Raw genomic sequence first — 21,927 nt, forward strand, 5'->3', positions numbered from 1 at the left:
TCGCGCCGCCTCAGCTCAGCGTTACCGGCACGGAACTCATGCCACGAAGGAAGAGTCCACGGTCGCCACGGCGGCGCCGACGCCGCTGGTCCAGCAGCCGCTGCACGACCTCTTCGACCACCGGCTCGATCGCCGCCAGCCGGCGTGGTGTGAAGACCAGCACCTCGTCGACGAGGGGGTAGCCGGTGGCGACGGCCGCGAACGGCGTCGCCCCGGCTACCCCCTGAGTCAGTGGCGCGATCGGCCCCAGTTCCCGCAGGGCCCGGTACCGCGGATACGGATCGGCCCGAGCGGGCTCAGTCAGCAACTCGGCAAGGATCGCATCGGCGGTCACGGCGCTGAATCCCTTCAGACAGTCGGCTCCGCCCGCTTCGCCGGTCGTGAACTGAGGACCTCCACAGGTTACGGTGTCCTGCCGGGTTACGGTACCGAATCCGGACCCCGAAGCAGCGCGGACAATGAGATCGCGTCCGCCATCGCCTGGTTACCCAGGTCGTTGGGATGGATGTGGTCTCCCGAGTCATAGGCCGGTAGCAGCCGCGCCGGATCTGCCGGGTCGCGCAGCACGCTGTCGAAGTCGATCACGCCGTCGAACTCGCTGCTGCTGAGCAGGTAGGCGTTGACGGCTTGCCGAGTGGCGTCCTTGGCCGGCGTCCAGACGCCGGGGCCGCCGTTGCCCTTGTACGGCGTTATGGTGGCGACCAGGCTGCGCATGCCGCGCTCCTTGATCTGCTGGTTCAGCTGGCGCAGGCTGGTGATGATCGCGTCCGCCGAGTCGTCGGACATCCAGATGTCGTTGATCCCCAGGTGGGTGATGACGGTTCGGGGCCCGATCAGGTCGAAGACGTCGTCGTCCAGCCGTGCCAGGGCGTTGGTGCCCAGCTCGGGAAAGCCTGGGAAGCCGGCGGCGCCGGGCTCGGTGCCCTCATGGTTAAGGCGGTTGCCGGCCAGGCTGGCGTTGAGCACCGCCGGCGCGTTGTTGCCGCGGGCTTCGGCCAGCCGGGCGTACAGCAGGTTCGCCCAGCGCTTGTTGGCGTTCAGGGTGCTGCCGTTGGCATCGCCGAGAGAGTCACTGAGCACCACCACCGGGCCGTAGTTGGTGTGGCGCAGCACGTCCACGCCGGACATGAAGAACCAGCAGCAGGTGCGGGTGATGGTGAACCCGGCCCCGCTGACGTCCTGGGTGAGATCTGTGGCGCCGACGAAGTTGTTCTGGCGCGAGGTGCCGTGGAAGGTGGTGGGCCCGGTCGGCGTCGGGAAGTACACCGTGACGACCAGATCCTGCTCGCGCTCGACAGCCAGGTCGACCGGGTCGCTGAGCAACTCAGCGCCCTTGTTCATGACCGTCGAGGACCGGCCGTTGAAGCTCAACTGGCGCAGCGAGGACGGGTCGATGTCGGCGACCGAGGGCGTGCTCAGGTCAGGCTTGGCGACCGTGGCGTTGCCGACCGCCACGGCCTGGTCACCGTCCTCGTTCGACAGCCTGATGCGCAGCTGCGAGCCGCTGACCGTGGTGTGCACGATCAGCCGTACCGACTGGTTGTTGAAACCGGCATTCGTCGAGCCGGCGAGGTTGCCATGGGTGGTCGCCGCCATCCAGGTGTTGGCCCATTGCCGGCCTTGGACGGGTTGCGGTGAGGCGGCCGGTGAGCTGGCCGAGGCGAAACCGCCGGAGCCGTTCAACACCGCCAGGGAGCCAACCAGCACCAGGGTGCTCGTGACTGCGGTTGCCTTCAATTTGGACGGAAACATATGCATACGACTTCAACCTCCACACGGCGCTGCGCTAGAACCCCCGAATGTGGAACAGACGGCGCGCCTGGTCAATGGTGACGAAACGTAGACCGGGTGGTCTTCTATAGTCAAGCAATGTGAAAAAACAATTATTTTCATGTCTGACGTACCCGGACCAACTATTTCTCGTAGAGTCAGGCGCGCAAAACGACGTCGCGCGCGGAGGTGCCATGCTGCCCGGATCCGGCGAATCGGATAACTATGTACAGGCAGCTTTGCGGCTTTTCGAGGAGTTCGGGGACCGGCAGGCCCTGGTTGACAGCACCCGGCGGTTGACTTTCACCGAGCTGCGTCAGGCGGTGCTGGACATGACCGCGACCCTGGTGGACCAAGGGGTCGAACCGGGCAGCGCGGCGCTGGTCATGGTCACCAATTCGGTCGAGGGCCCGATACTGCACTTGTCGCTGCACCTGCTCGGCTGCCGTTCCATGTGGATTGCGCCGGTGACTTCTCGGCGTGAAATGGTGGAATTCACGAAACTGACCAAACCTGACCTATTCATCTACGACACCCGAAGTCCCAGCGAGGTGGGCCGTGAGATCACCGCGGCATTACCCTCGGTCCCGGTGTATCGCATCGGCGCCGGAACGGACCTGAGCAGCCCGCGACCAACTGGCTCCGCAACTCCCTCCACAGCCACCCCATCCGCAGCGACCTCCACGCCCCAGCCGGAAGCCTTCCTGCAGACCAGCGGCACCACAGGCACCCCCAAGCTGGTGCATCACAAGCAGGGTTTCTACGCCCAGATCCTGGCGCTGGGCCAGCAGTACCGCGCTGCCGGCCTGCCGTTGTTGCGCCACCTCTCGCACTCGCCCATGTGGCTGGCCAGCGGGCAGATGACGACGCTGTTCAACCTCTTCACCGGAGGGGTGCTCTTTCTGCGCGACGAGTGGGATCCGGCGGCGTTCCTGCGGATCGCCGAGGCCGACCGGATCACCTCGACCTTTCTGACCCCGCCGATGCTCTACGAGGTGCTCGACCATCCCGATTGCGAGCGGGCCGACCTGTCCAGCATGGTCGTGTTCAACGTCGGCGCCGGGCCGGCGGCGCCGAGCCGGCTCAGGCAGGCCATCGCACGGTTCGGACCGGTGATCCGGATCGTGTACGGCCTGAGCGAGGCGGTGGTGATCACCGCGCTGCCGGACCTGACCGAGGACCCCGAGCATCCGGAACGGCTGCGTTCGTGCGGCAGGCCCTACGGCGATGTCCGAATCGAGATCCGGGGCACTGCCGACGGATCGGGGACCGACGGCGCCGAGGACACCGCCCCGGCCGGGCCGTTGCCGGTCGGCCGAACCGGCGAGGTGTGGGTTCACAGCCGGCTGAGCTTCTCCGGCTACTACGGCCAGCCCGAGCTGACGGCCGACACCATGGTCGATGGCTGGGTGCGTACCCGCGACCTCGGATACCTCGACTCGGACGGCTACCTCTACCTGGTCGACCGGGTGCACGACATGATCGTGACGCACCGGCGCAACTGGGCGATCTTCTGCAGGCCGATCGAGGACGCCCTCGCCGAGCATCCACAGGTGCGCGCCGCCGCCGTGATCGGGGTGCCGGACGGGACGGTCGGTGAGGCGCCGCACGCCTACGTGGTGCCAACCGAGGGCGCCAAGGTCACCGAGGCGGAATTGATCGCCCTGGTCACCGAGACTCTCAACGACATGTGGGCGCCACGCTCCGTCGAATTCGTCGAGCGGCTGCCCCGCAACCGCTCGGCGAAGGTCGACAAGGCGGCGCTGCGAGCGGCCTGGGCCCAGCGGCGGCAATCCCCGAACCAGCTGTCGAGCACGGCCTCGGGCCAGGTCGGGTGAGCCCTCGGCGCAGGTTTTACGCGCTGCTCGGCGCGGACATCGGGTCTACGCTGGGCAGTCAGGTCTCGCTGGTCGCCATTCCGTGGCTGGTGCTCACCACCACGGGCAGCGCCACCGACATGGGTCTGGTGGCAGCCGCCGAGATGATCCCCTACCTGCTCTCAGGAACGCTGCTCACGCCGATGGCCGACCGCTTCGGCCTGCGCACCAGCTCCATTTTCTGCGATATCGCCAGCGCGCTGGCGTTCGGCTGCATCGCCGCCTTCCAGAACAGCGGCCTGGCTTGGCTGCTGGTGCTGGTGGCAGTGGCCGGCGCGCTGCGGGGCGTCGGTGATCGAACCAAGCACGTGCTGCTGCGCCCGGCGGCAGAAGCAGCCGGGTACCCGACCATCCGACTCACCTCGCTCTACGAGGGACTGAGCCGGCTGGCCACCTTGCTCGGCGCGCCGTTGGGCGGGCTGCTGATCGTCTGGTTCGGCGCTCGGGGCGCGGTATGGCTGGATGCCGTCTCCTTCGGTTGCTGCGCCCTGGTGGTGGCCATCGTGGTCGCCGCCAAGCCGGCCGGGCCCGACGGCGGGCGTCCTGCTGCCGAGCCGTACCTGACGGCTTTGCGAGGCGGCTTCCGCTACCTGCGCGAGGATCGGGTGCTCTTCAGCATGCTGGGTGTGGTGGTCGCGCTCAATGTCTTCTCCACCGCGGCCACGGTGGTCTTCATCCCGGTGTGGGCCCGGGAGATCCTGCACTCCCCCCAGGCGCTCGGTCTGGCGTTGGGCGCCTTCGCGGGTGGGGCGTTGCTGGGCACATTCGTCTTCACCCTGCTGGCCGAACGGCTTCCGCAGTACCCGGCGTTCGTGATCGGCGGGCTGATCAGCTGCGTCCCCCGCCTGCTGGTGCTCGGTCTCAGCGACAACCTGCTGGTGGTCATGGCAGTCAGCGTCCTCGCCGGAGTCGGAATCGCCTCGGTCAATCCGATCCTCGGTGCGGCGCTGTTCCAACGAGTGCCCGACGTCCTGCAGACCAGAGTGATGGGCCTGTGCACCACGGTGTGCTTCACCGGGATACCCGTCGGCGCCTTGACCGGTGGCTGGGCGGTTACCCGGTTCGGACTGCACGATGCCGCGCTCGCCGCGGTGGTGCTGTGCCTGGCCGTCCTCAGCGGTCTGCTGCTGGGCTTGCGGCGGGTCAAGCTGAGCCTGTCGGAGCGTCCGGCGTGATCGGCGAGCGGCCCGCCGAACTCGCCGATCCGGACTGCCTGGCGCCGGGTGAGAGCGAGGCTCTGCTGGCCGGGCACCCCTGGCGGCGGTTCGTGGTGCTCGGTGACAGCGTGGCCAACGGCCCGCTGTTCCCGGTGGAGGGCTATTGCCCGTTGCGCTGGACCGATCGGGTGGCCGCCGAATTGCGCGCGGCCGCCCCGGACCTGCGGTACCTCAACCTCGGGGTCAGCGGCCTGCTGGCTCGCGAGGTGCGCGCCAGCCAGTTGGACCAGGCCCTGGAGTTCGAACCAGATCTGGCCCTGGTGCTCTGCGGCGGCAACGACGCGTTCCGGCCCAGCTACGCCGGCACGGCCGCCGAGGCGGTCACCGACGAGATCGGCGCGATCCTGCAGGCATTGCGCTCGGCCGGCGCCCAGCCGGCGACGATCGGCATCTTCGACGTCTCCTACAGCCCGGCGATTCCCGAACGCCACCGCCTGCCACTGCGAGAGCGGCTGGCGCTGCTGGCCGAGCACGCGCGCCTGGTCGCCAGCCGGCACGACTGCGTGCACGTCGATCTGAGCCGGCATCCCCGAGCCAGTGACCCGACGCTGTACAGCCCGGACGGCCGGCACGGCAACGCTCGCAGCGACGCTATCGCAGCGGCCGAGATGGTGCGGGGCCTCGGCGCCCGACTACGTGCCTCCAGGGCTCAACCCGCGACGATGGCGAAGCCGTCCACCAGCGCGCCCATCGCGACGTTCATCACCAACCCGCCACCCGGATAGCCCATCCGCAGCTCGCCGCCGCACTGCTTGCCGCCGAACTGGTACGGGCCGAAGCAGCATGGCACCGCGTGCTCGACGACTTCACCGTTGGAGATGTCGACGAAATGCATCGGAAGGGGATCGCATTCGATGAATTCCTGCAGCAGGAAGCCACCGCCGGCCGCCGCCCCCTCGATCGCCTCGCGCCAGTGTTCGGCGCCGGTTTCGCGCCCCAACAGCACATCCCGGCCGCTGGAGCCGTCCACCGGCTTGAGCACGAGCTCGTGCTGGCGGGTCAAGGCATCGGGCACCCGGTCGGCGGTGAACAGCGCCGTTGCGGGGATATGGGCCCGCACCAGTTCGCGATCGGTCTCGCCAAGGGCGGGCAGGTCCTCCCACAGCCAGGCCAGCGTTAGTTTGTTGGTGAGCAGCCAGGTCGCCGCGGAGGTGAAGCAGCGGACGGTACCGGCTTGGACCGCGGCCTCCAGCGCGTCCAGGCCCGAACTCGGCGGCGCCGTGTCGGGCACGAACATTCGCAGCACGTTGGTGATCGGCTGGCCGTCCACCAGCAGCCGCTGCCGGTCATCGACCTCCAGCCAGTGCACCCAGTACGGGATCAGCTCGAAGCCGGCGCGTGCCGCCCGGGCGCTGACCGGTTGCAGGTAGCTCAGGAATTGGCGTGGATCGGTCAGGCCAGCGTGGCCGACGGACAGGTCCATCACCATGGCCACCCGGCGGTCCTCGGAATCGCCCAGCCAGTCCGCGACCGCGCTGAACCGGCCGTCCACCGCTGATGGCGGCGGGTACAGCCCGGTCAGCTCGGTGACGCCCTCGGCGCGATACCGGGCGTCGAAATTCGCGGCCAGGTTGTCCGAGTCGAAGGCACCGCCCAGCGCGCCGTCGATGTTGAACTCCACGTACTTGGGCACCCCGCCGCTGAACAGCACGTCTGGCCGGCTGGAGATCAACAGCTGCTCGGTCAACGGCTCGTCCTCATCGAGCAACCGGATGTGGCCCTGCGCCACCCCCAGCGCACGGCGCAGCTCACCGGCGGTGCCGGCGCGGCGCTGGCAGGCCTGCAGGATGAGCTCGGCGAGCCGGCTCGACAACTCGTGCAGGGCGGCGAACATGCTCGCGGTCATGATCACCGGACGCAGCGGGCGCCAGGTCTCGTTGTAACTGGGCACCTTCTCGTGCACCTGAGCCCAGTTCCGCGCGCCACAGGCCAGGATCTGCTGGCGTCCCTGCTCCGAGAGCGTCTCCCAGCCGGTGCCGTGCCTGCCCCAGCGGAACCCTGGACCCGTCGAGGCGTTCAACGCTGCGCCGGGGGCCGTGTGATGGATTGCCCGAGCCAACCAGCGCCGCCCGTTCTCACTCGCGCCAGAGGGTGGGGCAGTAGGTGGGGTCGGCGTAATCGGGATGCCCGTCGGCGGTGCGCCGGACCAGGACGTCGTGGTTGTAACCGGCCAGTTGTCCGTTGGACAGCCGGAACTCCTGGTAGGCGTTGGCGCCGTCCTGCAGGTGCAGCGAGATCGCCCGGCGCGGCCGTCCACTCAGGTTCGGACCGCTGCCGTGGTAGGTGCGGCAGTGGTGGAAGTTGATGTGCCCCTTGGGAATCGTGATCGGCACCTGGACCACCTCGACGCCGTTGTAGGCGGCGTTCTCGGCCAGCATGGCGTCCAGCTGGGCCTTGTCCCGCTCAGCGAAGTGCCGCACCGTGCTGTCGTCGTTGCCGATCTCGCGCCACCGGTGACTGCCGTCGATCATGGTGATGGTGCCCATCTCCGGAGGGCAGTCGTGAAACGGCAGGAAGCCGGTGAGCATCCGGTCGGAGGTGCACGAGGCCCAGTAGTGCTTGTCGAAATGCCAGGGCACCACATTGGTCGGTTCGCCCGCGACCGGTGGCTTGTAGATCATGGTGGCCTGGAAGATCCGGATCTCGGGCGTCTGGGCGAGCCTTGCCGCGACCGCGCCCAGCAACGGCTTGCGCAGGATCTTGGCGATCGCGTCGCTCTCGTAGTGCACGTAGTCGTTGTGCCGCTGCACCTCGCCGTCCTCCGGCCGCCAGTAGGCGAGCTTGGCCGGCCGGGTCGGCAGTTGGTGGTCGCGGGCGCCGTCGTAGTAGTCATCACTGGCCGCGACCAGGGCATCGATCTCGTCGTCACTGAACAGCTTGCTGGACAAGTACCAGCCGTGCTCGGCGTAGAACCGGACGTCCTCATCGGAGGGTAGGAGCGCCATCTCCTCGGCGGTGAGGCTGAACTCGCTGCTCGACATCATCACACTTCCATCGGTTCGGGATCGGGATCTGCGGCCATCGGTGTCGGTGCGTGCACCATCTCACGCTCTTTCGCCTCGTACAGCGCTTTGATGTTGCCGCTGCCGAAGGTTCGGGCCCCGCGCCGCTCGATCACCTCGATGAAGAGCGTGCGCCGGACATGGGTCGATTCGGTGAAGATCTGCAGCAGTTGGCCCCAGTGATCGCGGTCGACCAGGATACCCAGCCGGCTCAGTTCGCCGATCGGCGCGTCCACGGCGCCGACCCGGTCCTCCAGGCTGCGGTAGTAGGCGGCCGGGGTGGTCAGGAACCGGACGCCCCGGCCGCCGAGCCGGTCCACCGTGGAGACGATGTCATCGGTGATCAGCGCGACGTGCTGCACGCCGGCGCCGGCGTGCCACTGCAGGAAGTCGTCGATCTGCCCGGCCCGGCGTTGGGTGTCCGGCTCGATCAGGGTGAAGGTGACCTCGCCGGAAGGGCTCTGCACGACCACCGAGTTCATCCCCTGACCGGCCACCTCGATGTACTCGGTGAAGATCTCGGCGAAGCCGTACACCTGCTGGTAGAACTCCGAGGTGGCCTGCAGTTGCCGGGCCGGCACGCAGATCGCCAGGTGGTCGATCTTGTTGAACATCGGATCCTCGGCCGGCTCGCGCTCGGTCATCTCGATCGCGCCCGGCAGGAAGCCCTCACCGTTCCGCTGCACCAGCCGGTGGATCACGTCACCGAAGCCCGCCACCTCGGCGACTATCACCGATGACGTGTCGTCGCTGTACGTCTTCGGTGGCGAGATCGGCTCGGCGCCACGACGCACCAACGCCTCGAAGCTGGCGGCCGCGTCCTCGACCCGCATGGCCACCACCGCCACGCCGTCACCGTGCCGGTGGACGTACTCGGTAGCCGAGTGGTCGGCGTACAAACCGGAGGTCAGCAGCATCCGCACCTCACCCTGCACCATCAGCAGCGAGCGCTGGCCGGTCAAGCCGGTCTCGGGACCACCCTGGCCGCCGACCTCCAGGCCGAACGCCGAGCCGAAGTAGTAGGCCGACTGCTGAGCATCGCCGACATACAACTCGATGTGATCGATTCCGCTTATATTCATGAGGTGATCTCCTCGGGTTGATGTTGGTGATCGATGCCGGGGGCGTCAACGGCTACCGGCAGGTCGCGCCGCGGCGCGCTGGAGCGGCCGAAGAGCAGGCTGACATTCTGGCCGCCGAATCCGAACGAGTTCGACAGCGCGTAGGACACGTCGGCCAGCCGCGGTTCGGCGCAGATGTGATCCAGCGCGCAGTCCGGGTCGGGGTCGGAGAGGTTGTACGTCGCCGGCAGCACCCCGCTGCCCACCGCGAGCGCGCTGACAGCCGCTTCGAGGACTCCGGAGGTTCCGAGCATGTGCCCGGTCAGCGACTTGGTGGAGCTGACCGCCGGCCGGTGCCCACCGAAGGCATGGGTGATCGCGCTTGCCTCGGCGACGTCGCCCAGCTTGGTGGACGTCCCGTGCGCGTTGATGTAGCCGATGTCCTCGGGGCCCAGGCCGGCGTCGGCCAGCGCCAAGCGCATGCAGGCCGCGGCGCCGGCGCCGTCCGGGCTGGGCGCAGCCGGATGGTAGGCGTCGGTGGTGGCCCCGTAGCCGACAAGGTCGGCGTAGCCCCGCGCGCCGCGGGCACTGGCGTGCTCGGCCCGCTCGATCACCAGCAACGCCGCTCCCTCGGAGAGCACGAACCCGTTGCGGCGCCGGTCGAACGGGCGACTGGCCTGGGTGGGCTCACTCCAGTCCCTGGCCAGCGCCCGGGCGTTGCCGAACGCCTCGGCGAAGGTCGGGAACAGCGGCGCCTCGCTGGCCCCGCAGAGCACCACGTCGGCCTCGCCGGACCGGATCAGCCTTATCCCGTCGGCTATCGCCTGCGCTCCGGACGCGCACGCGGTGCCCACCGCGGAGCTGTAACCGCGGATGCCGTGCTCGATGGCGATCCGGGCGGACGGCATGTTCGGCAGGATTCCGGTCAGCAGGTAGGGGCTGATCGCCACCCGGCCCCGCTCGGCACGCGCCAGCACCTGCGACTCCAGCGTCGCCATGCCGCCGACGCCGCCGAGGATCACCGCGATCCGGCCGGCCTCGACATCGCGTCCGACCACCAGGTTCGCATCGGCCAGCGCCTGGCGGGCGGTCAGCAGGGCCAGCATGATCGTCCGGTCCAGGATCTTGGCTTCCGGCCCGGAGCCGACCGCGGCGGGACCGAGGTCACCGACGAAACCGGCGACCTCGATGGAGCCGGCCACCGGATGACCGGCCGGTGGCCGCGACAGCCCGGACCGGCCGGTGCGGACCGCGTCGAACACCTCGGCCACGTCGCGCCCGATCGGGGTCAGCATCCCGATGCCGGTGATCACCACGCCGGCGCGCGGACCCATGCCGCTCACCGGTGCTGGGCCTGTTCACGCAACAGGGCCTTGCGCACCTTGCCGGTCGCTCCCTTGGGCACCTCGGCCGCGCCGGCCACCGCCACCCGGCGCACGGTGGCGGCGGTGGCGGGGTCGAGCGCGGTGAGCACCTGCTCTCTCAGCACGGCCGGATCCAGCTCGACGGCCGGATCCAGGTCGAGCAGCACGTCGGTCACGACCTGGTCCCCGACCCGGCTGATCACCACGGTGCAGTCCAGGACCCGCGGGCAGGCGGCCTGGACCCGCTCCTCCGACAGCGCGGTGTAGTACCGCGTGCCGTCCGCCCCGACGACCGAGTCGGCTGCCCGGTCAAGGTGAAAGTAGCGCCCTTCGGCATCACGGCGGACCAGGTCTCCGGTGAGGTAGTAGCCGTTGACCCGGGCGCGGTAGGTGGTCACCGAGTCGTTCCAGTAGCCCGGCGACAGCGACGGTGACCGGATGCCCAGGTGTCCGACCTCGCCGTCGGGAAGCGGCGCGCCGCTCGGGTCCAGCACCGCGGCCTCGACGAAGCGGTACGGCCGGCCGATGCACCGGTCATAGGTGTCGGTCTCACTGCGGTGGGTGACGTGGAACATCGCGTGACCCATCTCGCTGGAGCCCAGGCCGTCGATGAAGTTCGACCCCGCGTGGCGGGCGACCCCTTGCCGGGTCATCACCTCGTGCGAGCCGACTGCCACCAGATGCCGCACGTGCGGCTCATGGGTGCAGTCACCGGTGTTGAACCACAGCCGCACGCAGTCCAGGTCATAGCGGGACAGGTCGCAGCGAGCCAGTTGGGCCCAGGTCACCGAGAAGCCGAACACGCCCTCGGGGCGCCAGCGCTGGATCGCGTCGAGAACGATCTCACCCTGCTGCGAGGACAGGGCCAGCAGATCGGCTCGATTGGCCAGCGCCTGATTGACCATCAGCACTGTCGCGGTGTGCGCGGCGGGCAGCGCGTTGAGGATCCGCCGGGTGCCCTGTGCCTGCGGCATGCTCAGCAGGTGCCGGGTGGCGGCGAAGATGCTGGCATGGGTGTGCAGCACCGCCTTGGGCATTCCGGTGGTGCCCGAGGTGTGGGTCAGCACCACCGGGTCCTGCTGATGGTGACGGTAGGGCGCGGGCGCCTCAGCCGGATCGGCCTGGCCCAGCTCGGCCACCTCGGACAGGCTGGAGAGGCCCAGATCCAGCCCGGCCAGCCGCTGGCGCCGATCGGTGTCGGCGAAGGTGGCGGTGGCTCGCAGGCCTCGGATGTAGGCCGCCACCGTCTCGGCGGGCAGGTTTCCGTTGATCAGCGCCGGGATGGCGCCCAACCGGGTAACTGCCAGGAACGACAGGATGTGGTCGGCAGCGGTGCCGGACCAGATCGCCACCGGGTCGCGAGGGCGGACACCACGGGCGTGCAGGCCGGCGGCTCGAGCGGCCACCCGCTGATCGAGTTCGCCAAGGCTCAGCGCCTGCTCGGCGCGATGGTGCTCGACCGCGGTGTCGAAGCTCAGCCCCGGGCCGTCGGGGTCCGCCCCTCGATCCAGCAACGTCTGCAGGACGTTTCCGGCGCCGATCGCCGGATCGGCAGCCAGCGCGCCACGGCTGACCGGATTCACGGCGTGGTTCATGAGCCGTCCCCCGCCGCCAGCAACAGCGCGTGGGCCCGGTCGGCTGAATCCGGGGCGTCCTCGCCGGCCTGCTCCACCAGGATCAGCAGCACCTCGTCGGCGTCGCCGTCGGCCAGCAGCAGCGACGCCTCGGCCATTCCGTCGGCCAGCGGGTCACCGACCGGGCAGATGCTGACCACCGGGCCGCCCAGTCCCCAGTGCGCGGTGACCTGTCCGATCACGCTGTTGGGCGCGGCCTGGAAGAAGAACAGCGGGCCGACCCGCCGGCCGCTGGCGACCTTGTCGCGCACGTGCTCGGCGCTGACGACGTCATTGCCGCTGCTGACCACCAGGACGGCGGTGCGCTGCCGGGATGCCGCCGAAGCCGACGGTTTGGCGTAATGCTCGGTCAGGCAGCCGTCGGCGGCCGCGGCGATCAGCGGGCTGAAGGACGACAGGACGTAGCCGGGCAGCGCCGGCAGTTGCTCGTCCTGCTCGGCGGGCCATCGGTACTCGCTCAGAACCGACGGCGGGCTGGCTGCTCTCATGTGGCACGCACCAGCAGTGCGGTGTTGGCGCCGCCGAAGGCCGAGTTGAGGCTGAGGGCGTAGGGGGTGGCCACCGGCCGCGGCGAGGAGACAATGACGTCGAGCGCGCAGCTGTCGTCGGGGGCGAGGTAGCCGGCGTTGACCGGCAGCTTTCCGGCCTGCAGGGACAGCACCGTGATCACCAGCTCCAGCAGGCCGGAAGCTTCCAGCGCGTGCCCGTGCACCGCTTTGGTGGAGCTGACCGGCACCTGGCCGGCGGCCGCGCCCAGGGCGTGGTGCAGTGCGGCCGCCTCGGCGGCATCGCTGAGCTGGGTTCCGGTGGCGTTGGCGTTGACGTAACCGATCGCGTTCGCCGAGACGCCGGCCCGCTGCAGTGCCGCCTCGATCGCCCGGGCCAGGCCTCGGCCCTCGGGCGCCGGCTGGCACGGATGGTAGGCGTCTCCGGCCCGGCCCCAGCCCACCAGCTCGGTAGCCGGCTGGTGGCCCCGGGCGGCGGCGGCCGCACCGGACTCCAGCACCACCGCGGCGACCCCGTCGCCGAGCAGCAGGCCCTGCCGGCCGGCGCTGAACGGACGGACCGCGCCGTCGGCCGACATCGCTTGACCCGCGTCGAACAGGGCGAACTGATCCGGCTCCACCAGGTACCCGGCTGCCACCACCACCCGGTCCGCCCCGCGACCGATCATCGCGGCCGCGTCGGCGACCGCGGTGCTGGCCGACACGCAGGCGCCGATGTAGATCCGGCCGGCTCCGGCGAGGCCGGCCCGCTCGGCGAGCTCGACCGCGCAGCCGGTCGCGCCCGGGTACCCGTGCAGGGCGAGCAGCAGCGGCGCTGCGGCGCGCTGCGCGGCGTTGAGGCCGGCGTCAACGCAGGCCGCCTCGATCACCCCGGCCAGCTCGGCGGTCAGGGTGTCCACCTGCCCCAGGGTGGCCGCGACTCCGACCCGCCGGCCGCTGACATCGAACCGTTCGACCGGCCCGAACGCCGCGGCGCCGGACAGGGCAGCGGCCAGCTGCGGTTCGACGCCACGGCCGAGCGCGCTGAGCACCGCCAGGCCGGCGATGCCGACCGGCGTGGCCTCAACCACGTCTGGCCCGGACCGAGTCGTCCAGCAACCGCACGGCGTCAGAGATCGTGCGCAACCGGCCGAGCTGCTCGTCATCGAGGTCGAGCTCCACCTCATAGCGTTGCTCGACCTGGTGCACCAACCAGGCGACTTCCATCGAGCTCAACCGCTCCAGCGCCGAATCGGGCCCGCGACTTCCCAGCTCCGCCAGCATCTGGACCACGTCCGCCCTTTCCAGGGCTGGGTGATCCGGCATCAGGGTTGCTTGCTGCCGGCGGTCTGGGCGACTCGGTTCACGACGGTGCTGGTGAACTCGCCCACGTTCATCAGGGCAAGCTCTTCGGACTCCTCCGCGACGAACCGGATGTGGTAGTTGTCCTCGGTCCGCATCAACAGGTCGGCCAGGGCGAGTGACTCCAGGTCGAGGCCGGCCGGGCCCAGCGTCGTGGAGTCGTCCACGCTCTCCACGTCGTAGTTCATGTCCTGCAATGAGGAGATCACGAACGCGCGAACCTCATCTCGCATCGGATACCTTCTTTCCGTGAACCGGCGTCCGGAGTCCCTGCTGGACACCGTCTACGCCTGGGTGCTGCAGTGGCCGGAGCGCTCGCGCACCGGTACCCGTCAGCTGCTCGCCGAGGCCGGCGCCCGAGTGCTCGGCACGCACCCGTCGGAGCTGGTGGTCTCGCAGAGTGATTCCGGTCAGCCAGTGCTGCGCGCGGCCACCGGCCAGCTCTGGGTGAGCCTGAGCTACGGGCCCGGCGTGCTGGCACTGGCCGCCAGCCTGGCCGGCCCGGTGGGAATCGACATCGAAGGCTTCCGACCGGCGGCGGCTGGCCGGCTGGCCGATCGCTGGTTCGACCAGGCCGAGGCCCAGTGGGTGCGAGCCCAGCCGGCGGCGGAGCAGCTGGGAGCCTTTCTGCTGCTGTGGACGGCGAAAGAGGCGCTCGGCAAGGCACAGGGCACCGGGTTGCGCGGCTTCGGGCTGCGCCGCCGGATGCCGCTGCCGCCGGTCACCGACGGCAGCTTCCAGCCGGTGTCCGACGGGCTGCGACTGGCCCATCCAGCGCTGCCGGACGGCCTGACCCTGGCCGTCGTGGCCGGCTCCGCGGTCAGCGCGGTCGCGATCGAGCACGACCTTCCTCATGTGGCCCTCGCCCGCAGCACCGCCCGGTCGCGAACCAGCTTGCCGGTCGTCGTCCGGGGAAATTGATCAAAGACCTGATAGACCTGAGGCTGCTTGAACCGGGCCAGCTGGGTCGCCAGCCGCGCCTCGACGTCGGAGACCTGGTGTCCCGGCTCCAGCTGCAGGTAGGCCACGATCGCCTCGTCGAACAGCACGACCGCGGCCACCACGCCGGGCAACGCGCCGATGCTGCTCTCGACCTCGGCCAGATCGACCTGCATCCCGCCGATGGTGACCTGGGAGTCCAGCCGTCCCAGGATGGTCACCAGGCCGGTGGCGTCGTCCACCGTGCCCGCGTCCCGGGTCCGCAGCCAGCCCTCGGACCAGCGCTCGGGCACCGCGACGCCGAGGTAGGGCGAGACCTCCCGGGCGATCTGCAGCTCCCCGTCCCGGGCCCGGACCGTGATGCCGGGCGCCGGTCGCACCGAGGGCCGATGGCTGCCGTCCAGATCGGTCCCGATCACGCCGACCTCGGTCATCCCGTACATGTTCCCCAGCGGCGCCTGGAACCGGTCGATGAAACGAGCCGCCGTCGCGACCGGCACCAGCTCGCCGCCGGTGATCATCCGGCGCAGTTGCCGGGGGCGCCGCTCCTGGGCCGTGGAGCTGAGCAGGTTGATGTGGAACGGAACTCCCAGCACCGTCGCCGGGCTGTCGACGGCCTCGATCGCGTCCAGGATGCTGTCACCGGTGAGCCGTTGCGGCGGGACCAGCTCGACACTGGCGTGCAGGCCGTAGAGCAGACCGCCGACCAGCCCCAGCACGTGCACCATCGAGGGCAGCAGGATGATCCGCTCCCCCGGCAACGCCACTCCCTCGATCTGGGTGTAGCGCCGGATCTCGGCGATCAGGTCGGCGGCGGTGCGGCCGATCACCTTGGACGGCCCGGTCGAGCCGGAGCTCAGTTGCACGACCGCGTGCTCGCTGCCGGCCGGCTCGTCGCCGTGCCGGCTGATGGTGTCCTCGACCTCGAAGAAGACCCTCAGGCCGCCGGCCACCCGCAGCGGGGCGACGATCACCTGCGGCGACAGCCGTTGCCGGGCCTGCTCCACCTCGTGGTCGGTGAGCCGGTAATCCAGCAGGATCGCCTGGGCGCCCAGCTGCCAGACCGCGAGCAGGTTGGCCACGTAGGCGATCGAGGGAGGCAGCCGCAACGCGGCCGCGCCACCGGGGCGCAGTCCCGCGGCGGTCAGCCGGTCCCGCCGTTCGGCGACCAGCCGGCGCAACGTGGCGCGGTCGATAGGGTCGGGCACGCGGAAGCAGACCTGGTCATCGGGGCCGGCCAGCAGGATCTCGTCGACCCAGCCGGCATCGGTCACCCGCGACCAATCCGCCCGCTGCTCCATGGTCATGCGATGGCTCCAAAAACGTCAATGACGGCGGGCGCGGTGCTATGAATTCGATCAATTCCGGCAGTCGCGCAGTCGTGGCGGATGCCGCAGACCATACGCTCCTCCAACGTTGATGTCATTGCGCTTGTAGTCACTGGTGTATGCGACTTTTAGAACAGTTGATGGCTTGCGGCAGGCCATTCCTACGCGCCCCGGGCCGGGAATGATAATAGGCGGTGCTGACCTCGCGTGAGGATGATTAGGACAACCAGACGTCAGCTCACGCGCTGGATGCCTCGTCCGTCCGGGCGGACCGCCGGCCGCGCTGGCGGTGCACCAGCGCGCCCACTGCCAGCAGCGTCAGCACGTACACCCACGAGGTGAGTCCGAAGCCGAGGGTGAGCGTTGCCAGCACGACGGCGATGATGATGCCGAAGGCCCGCGCCCGGCCGGTGAACAGCCGCGCGTAGGCCAGCGCGCTGAGCAGGTAGATGACGAAGAAGTTGCGGCCCGCCAGGCTCAGCAACGTGTCCAGGGTGAACAGGCCGCTGGTCTGCAGCCCGATGATCACCAGGCAGGTGGCCACGCAGACCCCCACCGCGCGGCGAGGGGTGGAGCTCTTGGCGTGCACGTGAGCCAGCGGGCGTGGCAGCAGGCCGGCCCGGGCGCTGGACATCACCAACCGCGACGCGCCCCAGAACGCGCCTACCAGGTTCGCGGCGATCGCCACGATCCCCAGCAGGGTGGTGGCCTGGGCCGCCCCGTTGCCGGCTGCCTGCTCGACCATGTCGCTGACCGGCGCGCCGCTGAGCCCCGGATCGGTCGAGGGCAGCTGGGCCTGCAGGCCCATGGCGAGCAGGACGTACATGACGGTGACCAGGACGAAGCTGAGCACCAGCACCCGGGGGAAGTCGCGGCGCGGATTGCGGTACTCCTCCGTGGTGAACGAGATCGTCTCCCAGCCGGTGAAGGCGAAGAACACCGTGCCGACCGTGGCGGCGACGATGAGCAGGTGCTCGGTGTCGGTGGGAACGTGCACCGTCACCGACGTGATCGGGTTCTGAAGGGCTAGGAACGCCGCGCAGAACAGGCCGATGGTCAGCATCAGGGCCAGCGCCGTCTGCAGCCGTCCGGACAGGCGGACCCCGATGGCCACGACGGCCCCCGCCCCGAGCACCAGGACCGCGGCAGCCGGGCCGGACCGGGTGGACAGCCCCAGCGCCCGCACCATGTAGTTGCCGCCGGTGAGCGCGATGGCGGGGATACCGAGGCTGAAGGTGCCCAGCATGAGCACCTCGACCGCGGCGGCCGCCGTCCGGCCGAACCCGGCGTGGACGAAGCCGGCCACGCCGCCGGCGCCGGGATAGCGGGCTCCCAGCTTGGCGAACACGATCAGCAGCGGCACGGTGACGGCCGCGGCGACGATCCACGCGAAGACGGCGTCCTGGCCGGCTTGGCGGTAGGCGATCCCCGGCAACACCAGCGCGCCGCTGCCCACCACGACGGTGATGGCCAGCGCGGTGGCGCCGGGCAGGCCGAGATGCGCGCTGAGCCGGCCCTGCTCCCCGGGAGTGCTGCCAGGAACGGTGGCCGGTGACTGAGCCGTCATGATCGCCGGCCGGTCGGGGCCGGCACGCGCGGCTCAGCTCGCTCTGGCGCACTCATTCCTTGGGGTGCTCCTCGATCGGCAGAAAGGTGGTCACAGCGGTCTGGCCGTTCTCAGGGGCGATGATATAGGTGCATCCGTCCGATCCCGCTGTCGATCCGTGCACCGTCTCGGCCGGCAACGCGATGCGGGTTCCGGCGCCGCAGACCTGCCGCTGGACGGCGCCGTCCTGGAGCCAGAACACGTCCATGCCGCCCTGCAGTACGAAGAGGGTTTCGTTCAGGCTGTGCCGGTGCCAGTTATGGGTCTTGCCGGGGCCGTCGTGCTGGAATTCGAAACTGCCTTGGTGCGGAACGAATTGAGCCAGCCGCTCGGCCAACGGCAACTCCGGTTCGGTGGTGATTGTCGGCGACCCCATGACGATTCCTCCAAATATTGTTCGTTCGTTCTTCCGACCGGTCAGGCGGTGTCTGTTGACGGGCCGGACCGGTCCAACCGGGCGTGCGTTATCGGGCAACCGGCGGCAAGGTCGACCGGCGTGTTGTCGTCACCGAGAAAGTATTGGCTCCACTCGACGTTGCCGGGCTCGCCGAAACTACCCAGCAGCGGAGTTCGCTCCACCGAATCGTAGGTGTCGAGCCGGCGGCGGATGACGGTGCGGGCCTTGTCGCCCGCGGGCGTGCCGGTCTTCAGGTCGTTGAAGACGAACCGCGGCTGGAACGTGATCGTGAAGTACCGGGACTGGCGGCTGCGCCGGTCCAGATGCTGGGGGGTGTTGGCCACCACGAACATCGGCGTGGAATTGAACGAGAATTCCCAGGTGGAGTCCTGAGGGTTGTCAGAGATTCCGGGAGGCCACTCGCTGGTGTCGCCGGCCTGCAGTTCGCCCAGGAGCGCCCAGAAATGGTCGCGGTACTCGGCCAACGTGTTCACGCTGTCTTCGAAATCAAAAAAGCAGACCAGTGACGTGCGATTCCCGAGATCGGTCGCGATGTTTGTGAATTCGCTGAGTGCGGCCGCCAACACGGCGACTCGTGATTCTCCCGCCGGGATGAAGCTGTACCGGACCGTTCCTTTACGGACTGCGGTCACTCCGAAAATGCACGGAAACAACGAGTGGTCACTCAGCATGCGCTCGGAGAAGGCCGCCGCAGCCTCATGTCGCCAACCGTCGGAAGGGGCGTCGTGCGGGTGGTACAGCGTGGATGTCTGCACGTCGGCAGTGGGGGCAGGGTCAGTCATAGCGTTCGCGTTCACTGCGAGGGGACTCCCGGTTGAGCTTCTCGGCACGCATTATGCGAGCGCGAACGATTAACCAATTTGTTCAGTCGGCCCTGCGTTCTCGGGCCCGGCATGCCATTGCGGATTGCGCATTCGGGCCTGAGAACTTGTCATTCGGGCTCGAAGTATGTCCCATGGTGGCAACGAAGTAAAGCGCCTTGCCGTAACCCTCTTGACTGCATGATGAGCATTATGCCGGTGATGTGAGCATCAGCGGGATTCAGTCGTTCGGTTGACAATTCACCTCAAAGTCACCGGTGAAAGAACGTTCGGCGGCACACGTCAGAGCGCCCTCGGCGACCGCGAGGGCGAGTGGTGGTCACAGGGCGCCGCCGACTAGGGGCGGGCCTCCCGCCAGGCTGTGCGAGGGACCTGTCAGCCGGTGGAGCGGGGCTGCGAGGGGTTGGAGGGCACCCCTTGGGACGGCGGGTTCATCTTCGGTCCGGAGGTCGCGGGTGTGACCTGGGACTGCCCGGCGGGCGCCGGCGCCTGCTCCGGTCGCAGCGCGTCGGGCGCTCCGCCGGATGGCTGGGCGCCGTTGTCCAACTCCGCCAACCGGGCCTGGATCATCGTCTGGACCAGCGGCCGGTGGGCATGCTGGCTCTCGTACTGGGCGATCATTCGCAACTGCTCCCGGGTCAGGGTTCTGATCCGGTGTTGCAGGGCGCCGGTCGTCAGGTGGTCGTAGTCCGGCAGGGGCAGTTCGGCTGGACTCGGCGATGAGGTGTCGGTCATGGCGTTCCTCGTGCGGCGATGGGCAGGCTGGCTGTACAACCGAGTGCACCAAGCCTATCCCGGCTCGCCCGGCTACCCGCTGCGGATTCAGCCGGCCGCGGTAGCGGCGGGTGAGGCCGGCGGGCGTGACGACTGGTGCGATCAGGAGGCTTCGGACTACGGTGACGAGGTCTGGTCAGCAGCGATCCAGTGCCCGCCGATCCTCGCCCAGCGCGCCCCTCTGCCACCACGTCCGGGCCTGCTGGCTGCCGAGGTCGGCCTAGCGAGGAGGTCATGATGGCAGCAACCGTGTCCGACGTGATGACAGCAAATCCTGAGACCATCGAAGCCAGCGAGCCGGTCATGGAAGCCGCCCGCCGGATGCGCGACGCCGACATCGGTGACGTGATCGTGCTGGACGACGGCCGGGTGGTGGGCATTCTCACCGATCGTGACATCGCCGTTCGAGTGGTGGCCGAGGGCAAGGACTCCTCGACGCCGGTGCGAGAGGCCTGCTCCACGGACCTGCAGACCGTCGGCCCCGACACCTCGCTGGCCCAGGCGGTTCAACTGATGCGCGACAACGCCGTGCGCCGGCTGCCGGTGGTGGAAAACGATCAGGCGGTGGGCGTCCTGAGCCTGGGCGACCTGGCGATGGAGCTGGACGAGCAGTCGGCGCTGGCTGACATCAGCGCCGCCGCCCCGGACAGCTAACCGGCGTCCTGCAGGGCGTGGTCGTGCCGGTCAGCCGCTGGCTGGCCGGCACTCCGTTCCCGACGCAGCACGAAGATCGCGACGACCGCGACATTGGCGATAACGATCAACAGGCTCAGCGCCAATGCCAGCACGGCGATCACCGCGCACCGCCGAATCGGACGCCGGCAACCCAGCCGGCGGCGGGCTCAGGGTGGGAGGGGTTCATCCAACACTTTCCGTTCAGACGCAGTGCGCCTGAAGGGCCACCGCGGGACTGCTCGCTCGTGGCCGAACGGACCCCATCCTAACGGCAGTCGCGCACGGACCGGCGGTCCGACCAACTCACGGGGGCAACAATGGCGCGGATCACAGGACTAGCCGTCCTGCTCGCCGTCGTGCTGGCGAGCTCGGCCTGCGGCGACACGGACGACCCGGCCAGCAGCATTCCACGGCCGCCGTCGGCGTCGGCCTTGACCTCGGCGCCGGGGCCGGCATCGGCGCCCGGCTCGATCACGGCATCGGAGTCGGCATCGCCATCGGAGTCGGCCTCGGCGCCAGGCAGCTCGCCGACCGCCGGCGGCAGCCCGGCGGCGGCGGGATCGGTTCCCCGGTTCGACCACATCGTGGTGGCAGTGGTCGAGAACCACGCTTTCACCGACATCATCGGCCGGCGGAGCGCGCCGTTCCTGAACTCACTCGCCGATCGTGGCGCGCTGCTGACCCAGTCCTACGGGATCACCTATCCCAGCCAGCCCAATTACCTGGCGATGTTCTCCGGCTCCACCCAGGGCCTGACCAGTAACTCCTGCCCGCAGAGCTACGACGGGCCGAACCTGGGCAGCGCGCTGCTGGAGGCAGGGCATACCTTCATCGGTTACTCCGAGGACCTGCCCGAGGTCGGCTTCACCGGCTGTGAGAGCGGCGACTACGTCCGCAAGCACAACCCCTGGGTGAATTTTCCGGCCCTGCCCAGCAGCGTGAACCAGCCGATGACCGCCTTCCCGACTGATTTCAACCGGCTGCCCACCGTCTCGTTCGTGGTCCCCAACCTGGAGAACGACATGCACGACGGCAGCGTCGCCCAGGGCGATCGCTGGCTGGAGGAGCACCTGGGTGCGTACGCGGACTGGAGCACCACCCACAACAGCCTGCTGATCATCACCGCCGACGAGGACGACAAGGACCACGGCAACCGGATCGCCACCATCTTCACCGGCGCGCACGTGAAGCCGGGGCGCTACGACACTCGGATCGACCATTACGGATTGCTGCGAACCCTGCTGGACAGCTACCAGCTGAAACCGTTCGGGGCCGCCGCGCAGGCTGCGCCCCTCACCGGCATCTGGACCGGCTGAGCGCTGCCAGTCAGGATCGTGGAATAACCAGCAGAAGGGTGTGGACGTGTCAGACCCGCAATTCGGCATCGAGGTGCCCGAGGCAGACCGGTTGGAGCAACTGCAGGACGCCGAACCCGGCATCGGACCGGTCGAGGACGCGCAGGACGATCCACCCGTCCTGGACACCGGCGACGCCAATCCCGTCGACGTGTTGGAGCAGCACCTGGAGATCCCGCCAGGCGACTACGAGGACTGGTGAGCCGAGGGCTGGTGCCCCTGAGTCGTGCTCGCCGATC

25 protein-coding genes are annotated in these 21,927 nt (G+C 69.1%); 8 read left to right on the forward strand and 17 right to left on the reverse strand.

Going from position 1 to position 21,927, the window contains the following annotated elements; all coding sequences use genetic code 11:
- Positions 1-10: 10 nt before the first annotated feature.
- Together VF557_00665 and VF557_00670 are read right to left on the reverse strand one after the other, a co-directional pair.
- Positions 11-334 carry a hypothetical protein gene (locus tag VF557_00665; protein HEX8078699.1) on the reverse strand — a complete coding sequence of 108 codons (324 nt, stop codon included), beginning with the start codon at positions 332-334 and terminating at the stop codon, positions 11-13.
- Positions 335-420: 86 nt separating this feature from the next.
- Positions 421-1,707 carry an SGNH/GDSL hydrolase family protein gene (locus tag VF557_00670; protein HEX8078700.1) on the reverse strand — a complete coding sequence of 429 codons (1,287 nt, stop codon included), beginning with the start codon at positions 1,705-1,707 and terminating at the stop codon, positions 421-423.
- A 302-nt stretch (positions 1,708-2,009) separates the two neighbouring features.
- Between VF557_00670 and VF557_00675 the strand changes: the two genes are divergently transcribed.
- From VF557_00675 to VF557_00685, 3 genes are read left to right on the forward strand one after another with little or no spacing between them, the layout of a single operon-like run.
- Entirely contained in the window at positions 2,010-3,608 is a 1,599-nt protein-coding gene (locus tag VF557_00675; GenBank protein HEX8078701.1) for an AMP-binding protein, read from the forward strand.
- On the forward strand, positions 3,605-4,822 hold the full coding sequence (locus VF557_00680; GenBank protein HEX8078702.1) for an MFS transporter: 1,218 nt from the start codon (positions 3,605-3,607) through the stop codon (positions 4,820-4,822). Before VF557_00675 ends, VF557_00680 begins: the two co-directional genes overlap by 4 nt.
- Positions 4,819-5,589, forward strand: coding sequence for an SGNH/GDSL hydrolase family protein (locus VF557_00685; GenBank protein ID HEX8078703.1), 771 nt, complete (start codon positions 4,819-4,821; stop codon positions 5,587-5,589). The genes VF557_00680 and VF557_00685 overlap by 4 nt, the downstream gene beginning before the upstream one ends.
- Here the strand turns inward: VF557_00685 and VF557_00690 are convergent.
- Genes VF557_00690 through VF557_00730 form a run of 9 tightly spaced genes read right to left on the reverse strand, consistent with a single transcriptional unit; the run spans position 5,514 to position 14,005 of the window.
- A complete protein-coding gene (locus tag VF557_00690) occupies positions 5,514-6,884 on the reverse strand; it encodes a hypothetical protein (GenBank protein HEX8078704.1) in 1,371 nt (456 codons plus the stop codon). The genes VF557_00685 and VF557_00690 overlap by 76 nt on opposite strands.
- A 55-nt stretch (positions 6,885-6,939) precedes the next feature.
- Complete coding sequence (locus VF557_00695) at positions 6,940-7,845, reverse strand: phytanoyl-CoA dioxygenase family protein (protein ID HEX8078705.1); 906 nt, start codon at positions 7,843-7,845, stop codon at positions 6,940-6,942.
- 2 nt (positions 7,846-7,847) lie between these two features.
- Complete coding sequence (gene hppD, locus VF557_00700) at positions 7,848-8,948, reverse strand: 4-hydroxyphenylpyruvate dioxygenase (GenBank protein HEX8078706.1); 1,101 nt, start codon at positions 8,946-8,948, stop codon at positions 7,848-7,850.
- The gene (locus VF557_00705; GenBank protein ID HEX8078707.1) at positions 8,945-10,261 is read right to left on the reverse strand and encodes a beta-ketoacyl-[acyl-carrier-protein] synthase family protein; all 1,317 of its coding nucleotides are present in this window, start codon (positions 10,259-10,261) and stop codon (positions 8,945-8,947) included. Before VF557_00705 ends, hppD begins: the two co-directional genes overlap by 4 nt.
- A gap of 5 nt (positions 10,262-10,266) precedes the next feature.
- Entirely contained in the window at positions 10,267-11,886 is a 1,620-nt protein-coding gene (locus VF557_00710; GenBank protein ID HEX8078708.1) for a class I adenylate-forming enzyme family protein, read from the reverse strand.
- The gene (locus VF557_00715) at positions 11,883-12,413 is read right to left on the reverse strand and encodes a beta-ketoacyl synthase chain length factor (protein ID HEX8078709.1); all 531 of its coding nucleotides are present in this window, start codon (positions 12,411-12,413) and stop codon (positions 11,883-11,885) included. Before VF557_00715 ends, VF557_00710 begins: the two co-directional genes overlap by 4 nt.
- A complete protein-coding gene (locus VF557_00720; protein HEX8078710.1) occupies positions 12,410-13,501 on the reverse strand; it encodes a beta-ketoacyl synthase N-terminal-like domain-containing protein in 1,092 nt (363 codons plus the stop codon). The genes VF557_00715 and VF557_00720 overlap by 4 nt, the downstream gene beginning before the upstream one ends.
- Entirely contained in the window at positions 13,494-13,736 is a 243-nt protein-coding gene (locus VF557_00725; protein HEX8078711.1) for a hypothetical protein, read from the reverse strand. Before VF557_00725 ends, VF557_00720 begins: the two co-directional genes overlap by 8 nt.
- Positions 13,736-14,005: a hypothetical protein gene (locus VF557_00730; GenBank protein HEX8078712.1), complete on the reverse strand. Its 270-nt coding sequence runs from the start codon at positions 14,003-14,005 to the stop codon at positions 13,736-13,738. Before VF557_00730 ends, VF557_00725 begins: the two co-directional genes overlap by 1 nt.
- A gap of 16 nt (positions 14,006-14,021) precedes the next feature.
- Here VF557_00730 and VF557_00735 point away from each other — a divergent pair, with 16 nt between their 5' ends.
- Positions 14,022-14,693, forward strand: coding sequence for a 4'-phosphopantetheinyl transferase superfamily protein (locus VF557_00735; GenBank protein HEX8078713.1), 672 nt, complete (start codon positions 14,022-14,024; stop codon positions 14,691-14,693).
- On the opposite strand, the gene VF557_00740 is transcribed toward VF557_00735, so the two are convergent.
- From VF557_00740 to VF557_00760, 5 genes are all read right to left on the reverse strand, one after another.
- The gene (locus VF557_00740; GenBank protein ID HEX8078714.1) at positions 14,624-16,018 is read right to left on the reverse strand and encodes a long-chain fatty acid--CoA ligase; all 1,395 of its coding nucleotides are present in this window, start codon (positions 16,016-16,018) and stop codon (positions 14,624-14,626) included. The two genes, VF557_00735 and VF557_00740, sit on opposite strands and share 70 nt — an antisense overlap.
- 259 nt (positions 16,019-16,277) lie before the next feature.
- The gene (locus VF557_00745) at positions 16,278-17,606 is read right to left on the reverse strand and encodes an amino acid permease (protein ID HEX8078715.1); all 1,329 of its coding nucleotides are present in this window, start codon (positions 17,604-17,606) and stop codon (positions 16,278-16,280) included.
- Positions 17,607-17,658: 52 nt separating this feature from the next.
- Complete coding sequence (locus tag VF557_00750) at positions 17,659-17,982, reverse strand: hypothetical protein (protein HEX8078716.1); 324 nt, start codon at positions 17,980-17,982, stop codon at positions 17,659-17,661.
- An 80-nt stretch (positions 17,983-18,062) separates the two neighbouring features.
- Complete coding sequence (locus tag VF557_00755) at positions 18,063-18,845, reverse strand: YqcI/YcgG family protein (protein ID HEX8078717.1); 783 nt, start codon at positions 18,843-18,845, stop codon at positions 18,063-18,065.
- Positions 18,846-19,259: 414 nt separating this feature from the next.
- Positions 19,260-19,619 (reverse strand): hypothetical protein, encoded by a 360-nt coding sequence (locus VF557_00760; GenBank protein HEX8078718.1) that lies wholly within the window; start codon positions 19,617-19,619, stop codon positions 19,260-19,262.
- Here VF557_00760 and VF557_00765 point away from each other — a divergent pair.
- Positions 19,618-19,896, forward strand: coding sequence for a hypothetical protein (locus tag VF557_00765; protein HEX8078719.1), 279 nt, complete (start codon positions 19,618-19,620; stop codon positions 19,894-19,896). The genes VF557_00760 and VF557_00765 overlap by 2 nt on opposite strands.
- Complete coding sequence (locus VF557_00770) at positions 19,896-20,312, forward strand: CBS domain-containing protein (GenBank protein HEX8078720.1); 417 nt, start codon at positions 19,896-19,898, stop codon at positions 20,310-20,312. Before VF557_00765 ends, VF557_00770 begins: the two co-directional genes overlap by 1 nt.
- Here the strand turns inward: VF557_00770 and VF557_00775 are convergent.
- Positions 20,309-20,455: a hypothetical protein gene (locus tag VF557_00775; GenBank protein HEX8078721.1), complete on the reverse strand. Its 147-nt coding sequence runs from the start codon at positions 20,453-20,455 to the stop codon at positions 20,309-20,311. The genes VF557_00770 and VF557_00775 overlap by 4 nt on opposite strands.
- A 195-nt stretch (positions 20,456-20,650) precedes the next feature.
- On the opposite strand from VF557_00775, the gene VF557_00780 reads away from it, so the two are divergent.
- Both VF557_00780 and VF557_00785 read left to right on the forward strand, forming a co-directional pair.
- Entirely contained in the window at positions 20,651-21,649 is a 999-nt protein-coding gene (locus VF557_00780) for an alkaline phosphatase family protein (GenBank protein HEX8078722.1), read from the forward strand.
- A 46-nt stretch (positions 21,650-21,695) separates the two neighbouring features.
- Complete coding sequence (locus VF557_00785; GenBank protein ID HEX8078723.1) at positions 21,696-21,890, forward strand: hypothetical protein; 195 nt, start codon at positions 21,696-21,698, stop codon at positions 21,888-21,890.
- Positions 21,891-21,927 lie beyond the last annotated feature (37 nt).

Origin of the sequence: Jatrophihabitans sp., from assembly GCA_036389035.1 — a bacterium.
In the GTDB taxonomy this organism is placed as follows: Bacteria; Actinomycetota; Actinomycetes; order Mycobacteriales; family Jatrophihabitantaceae; genus Jatrophihabitans_A.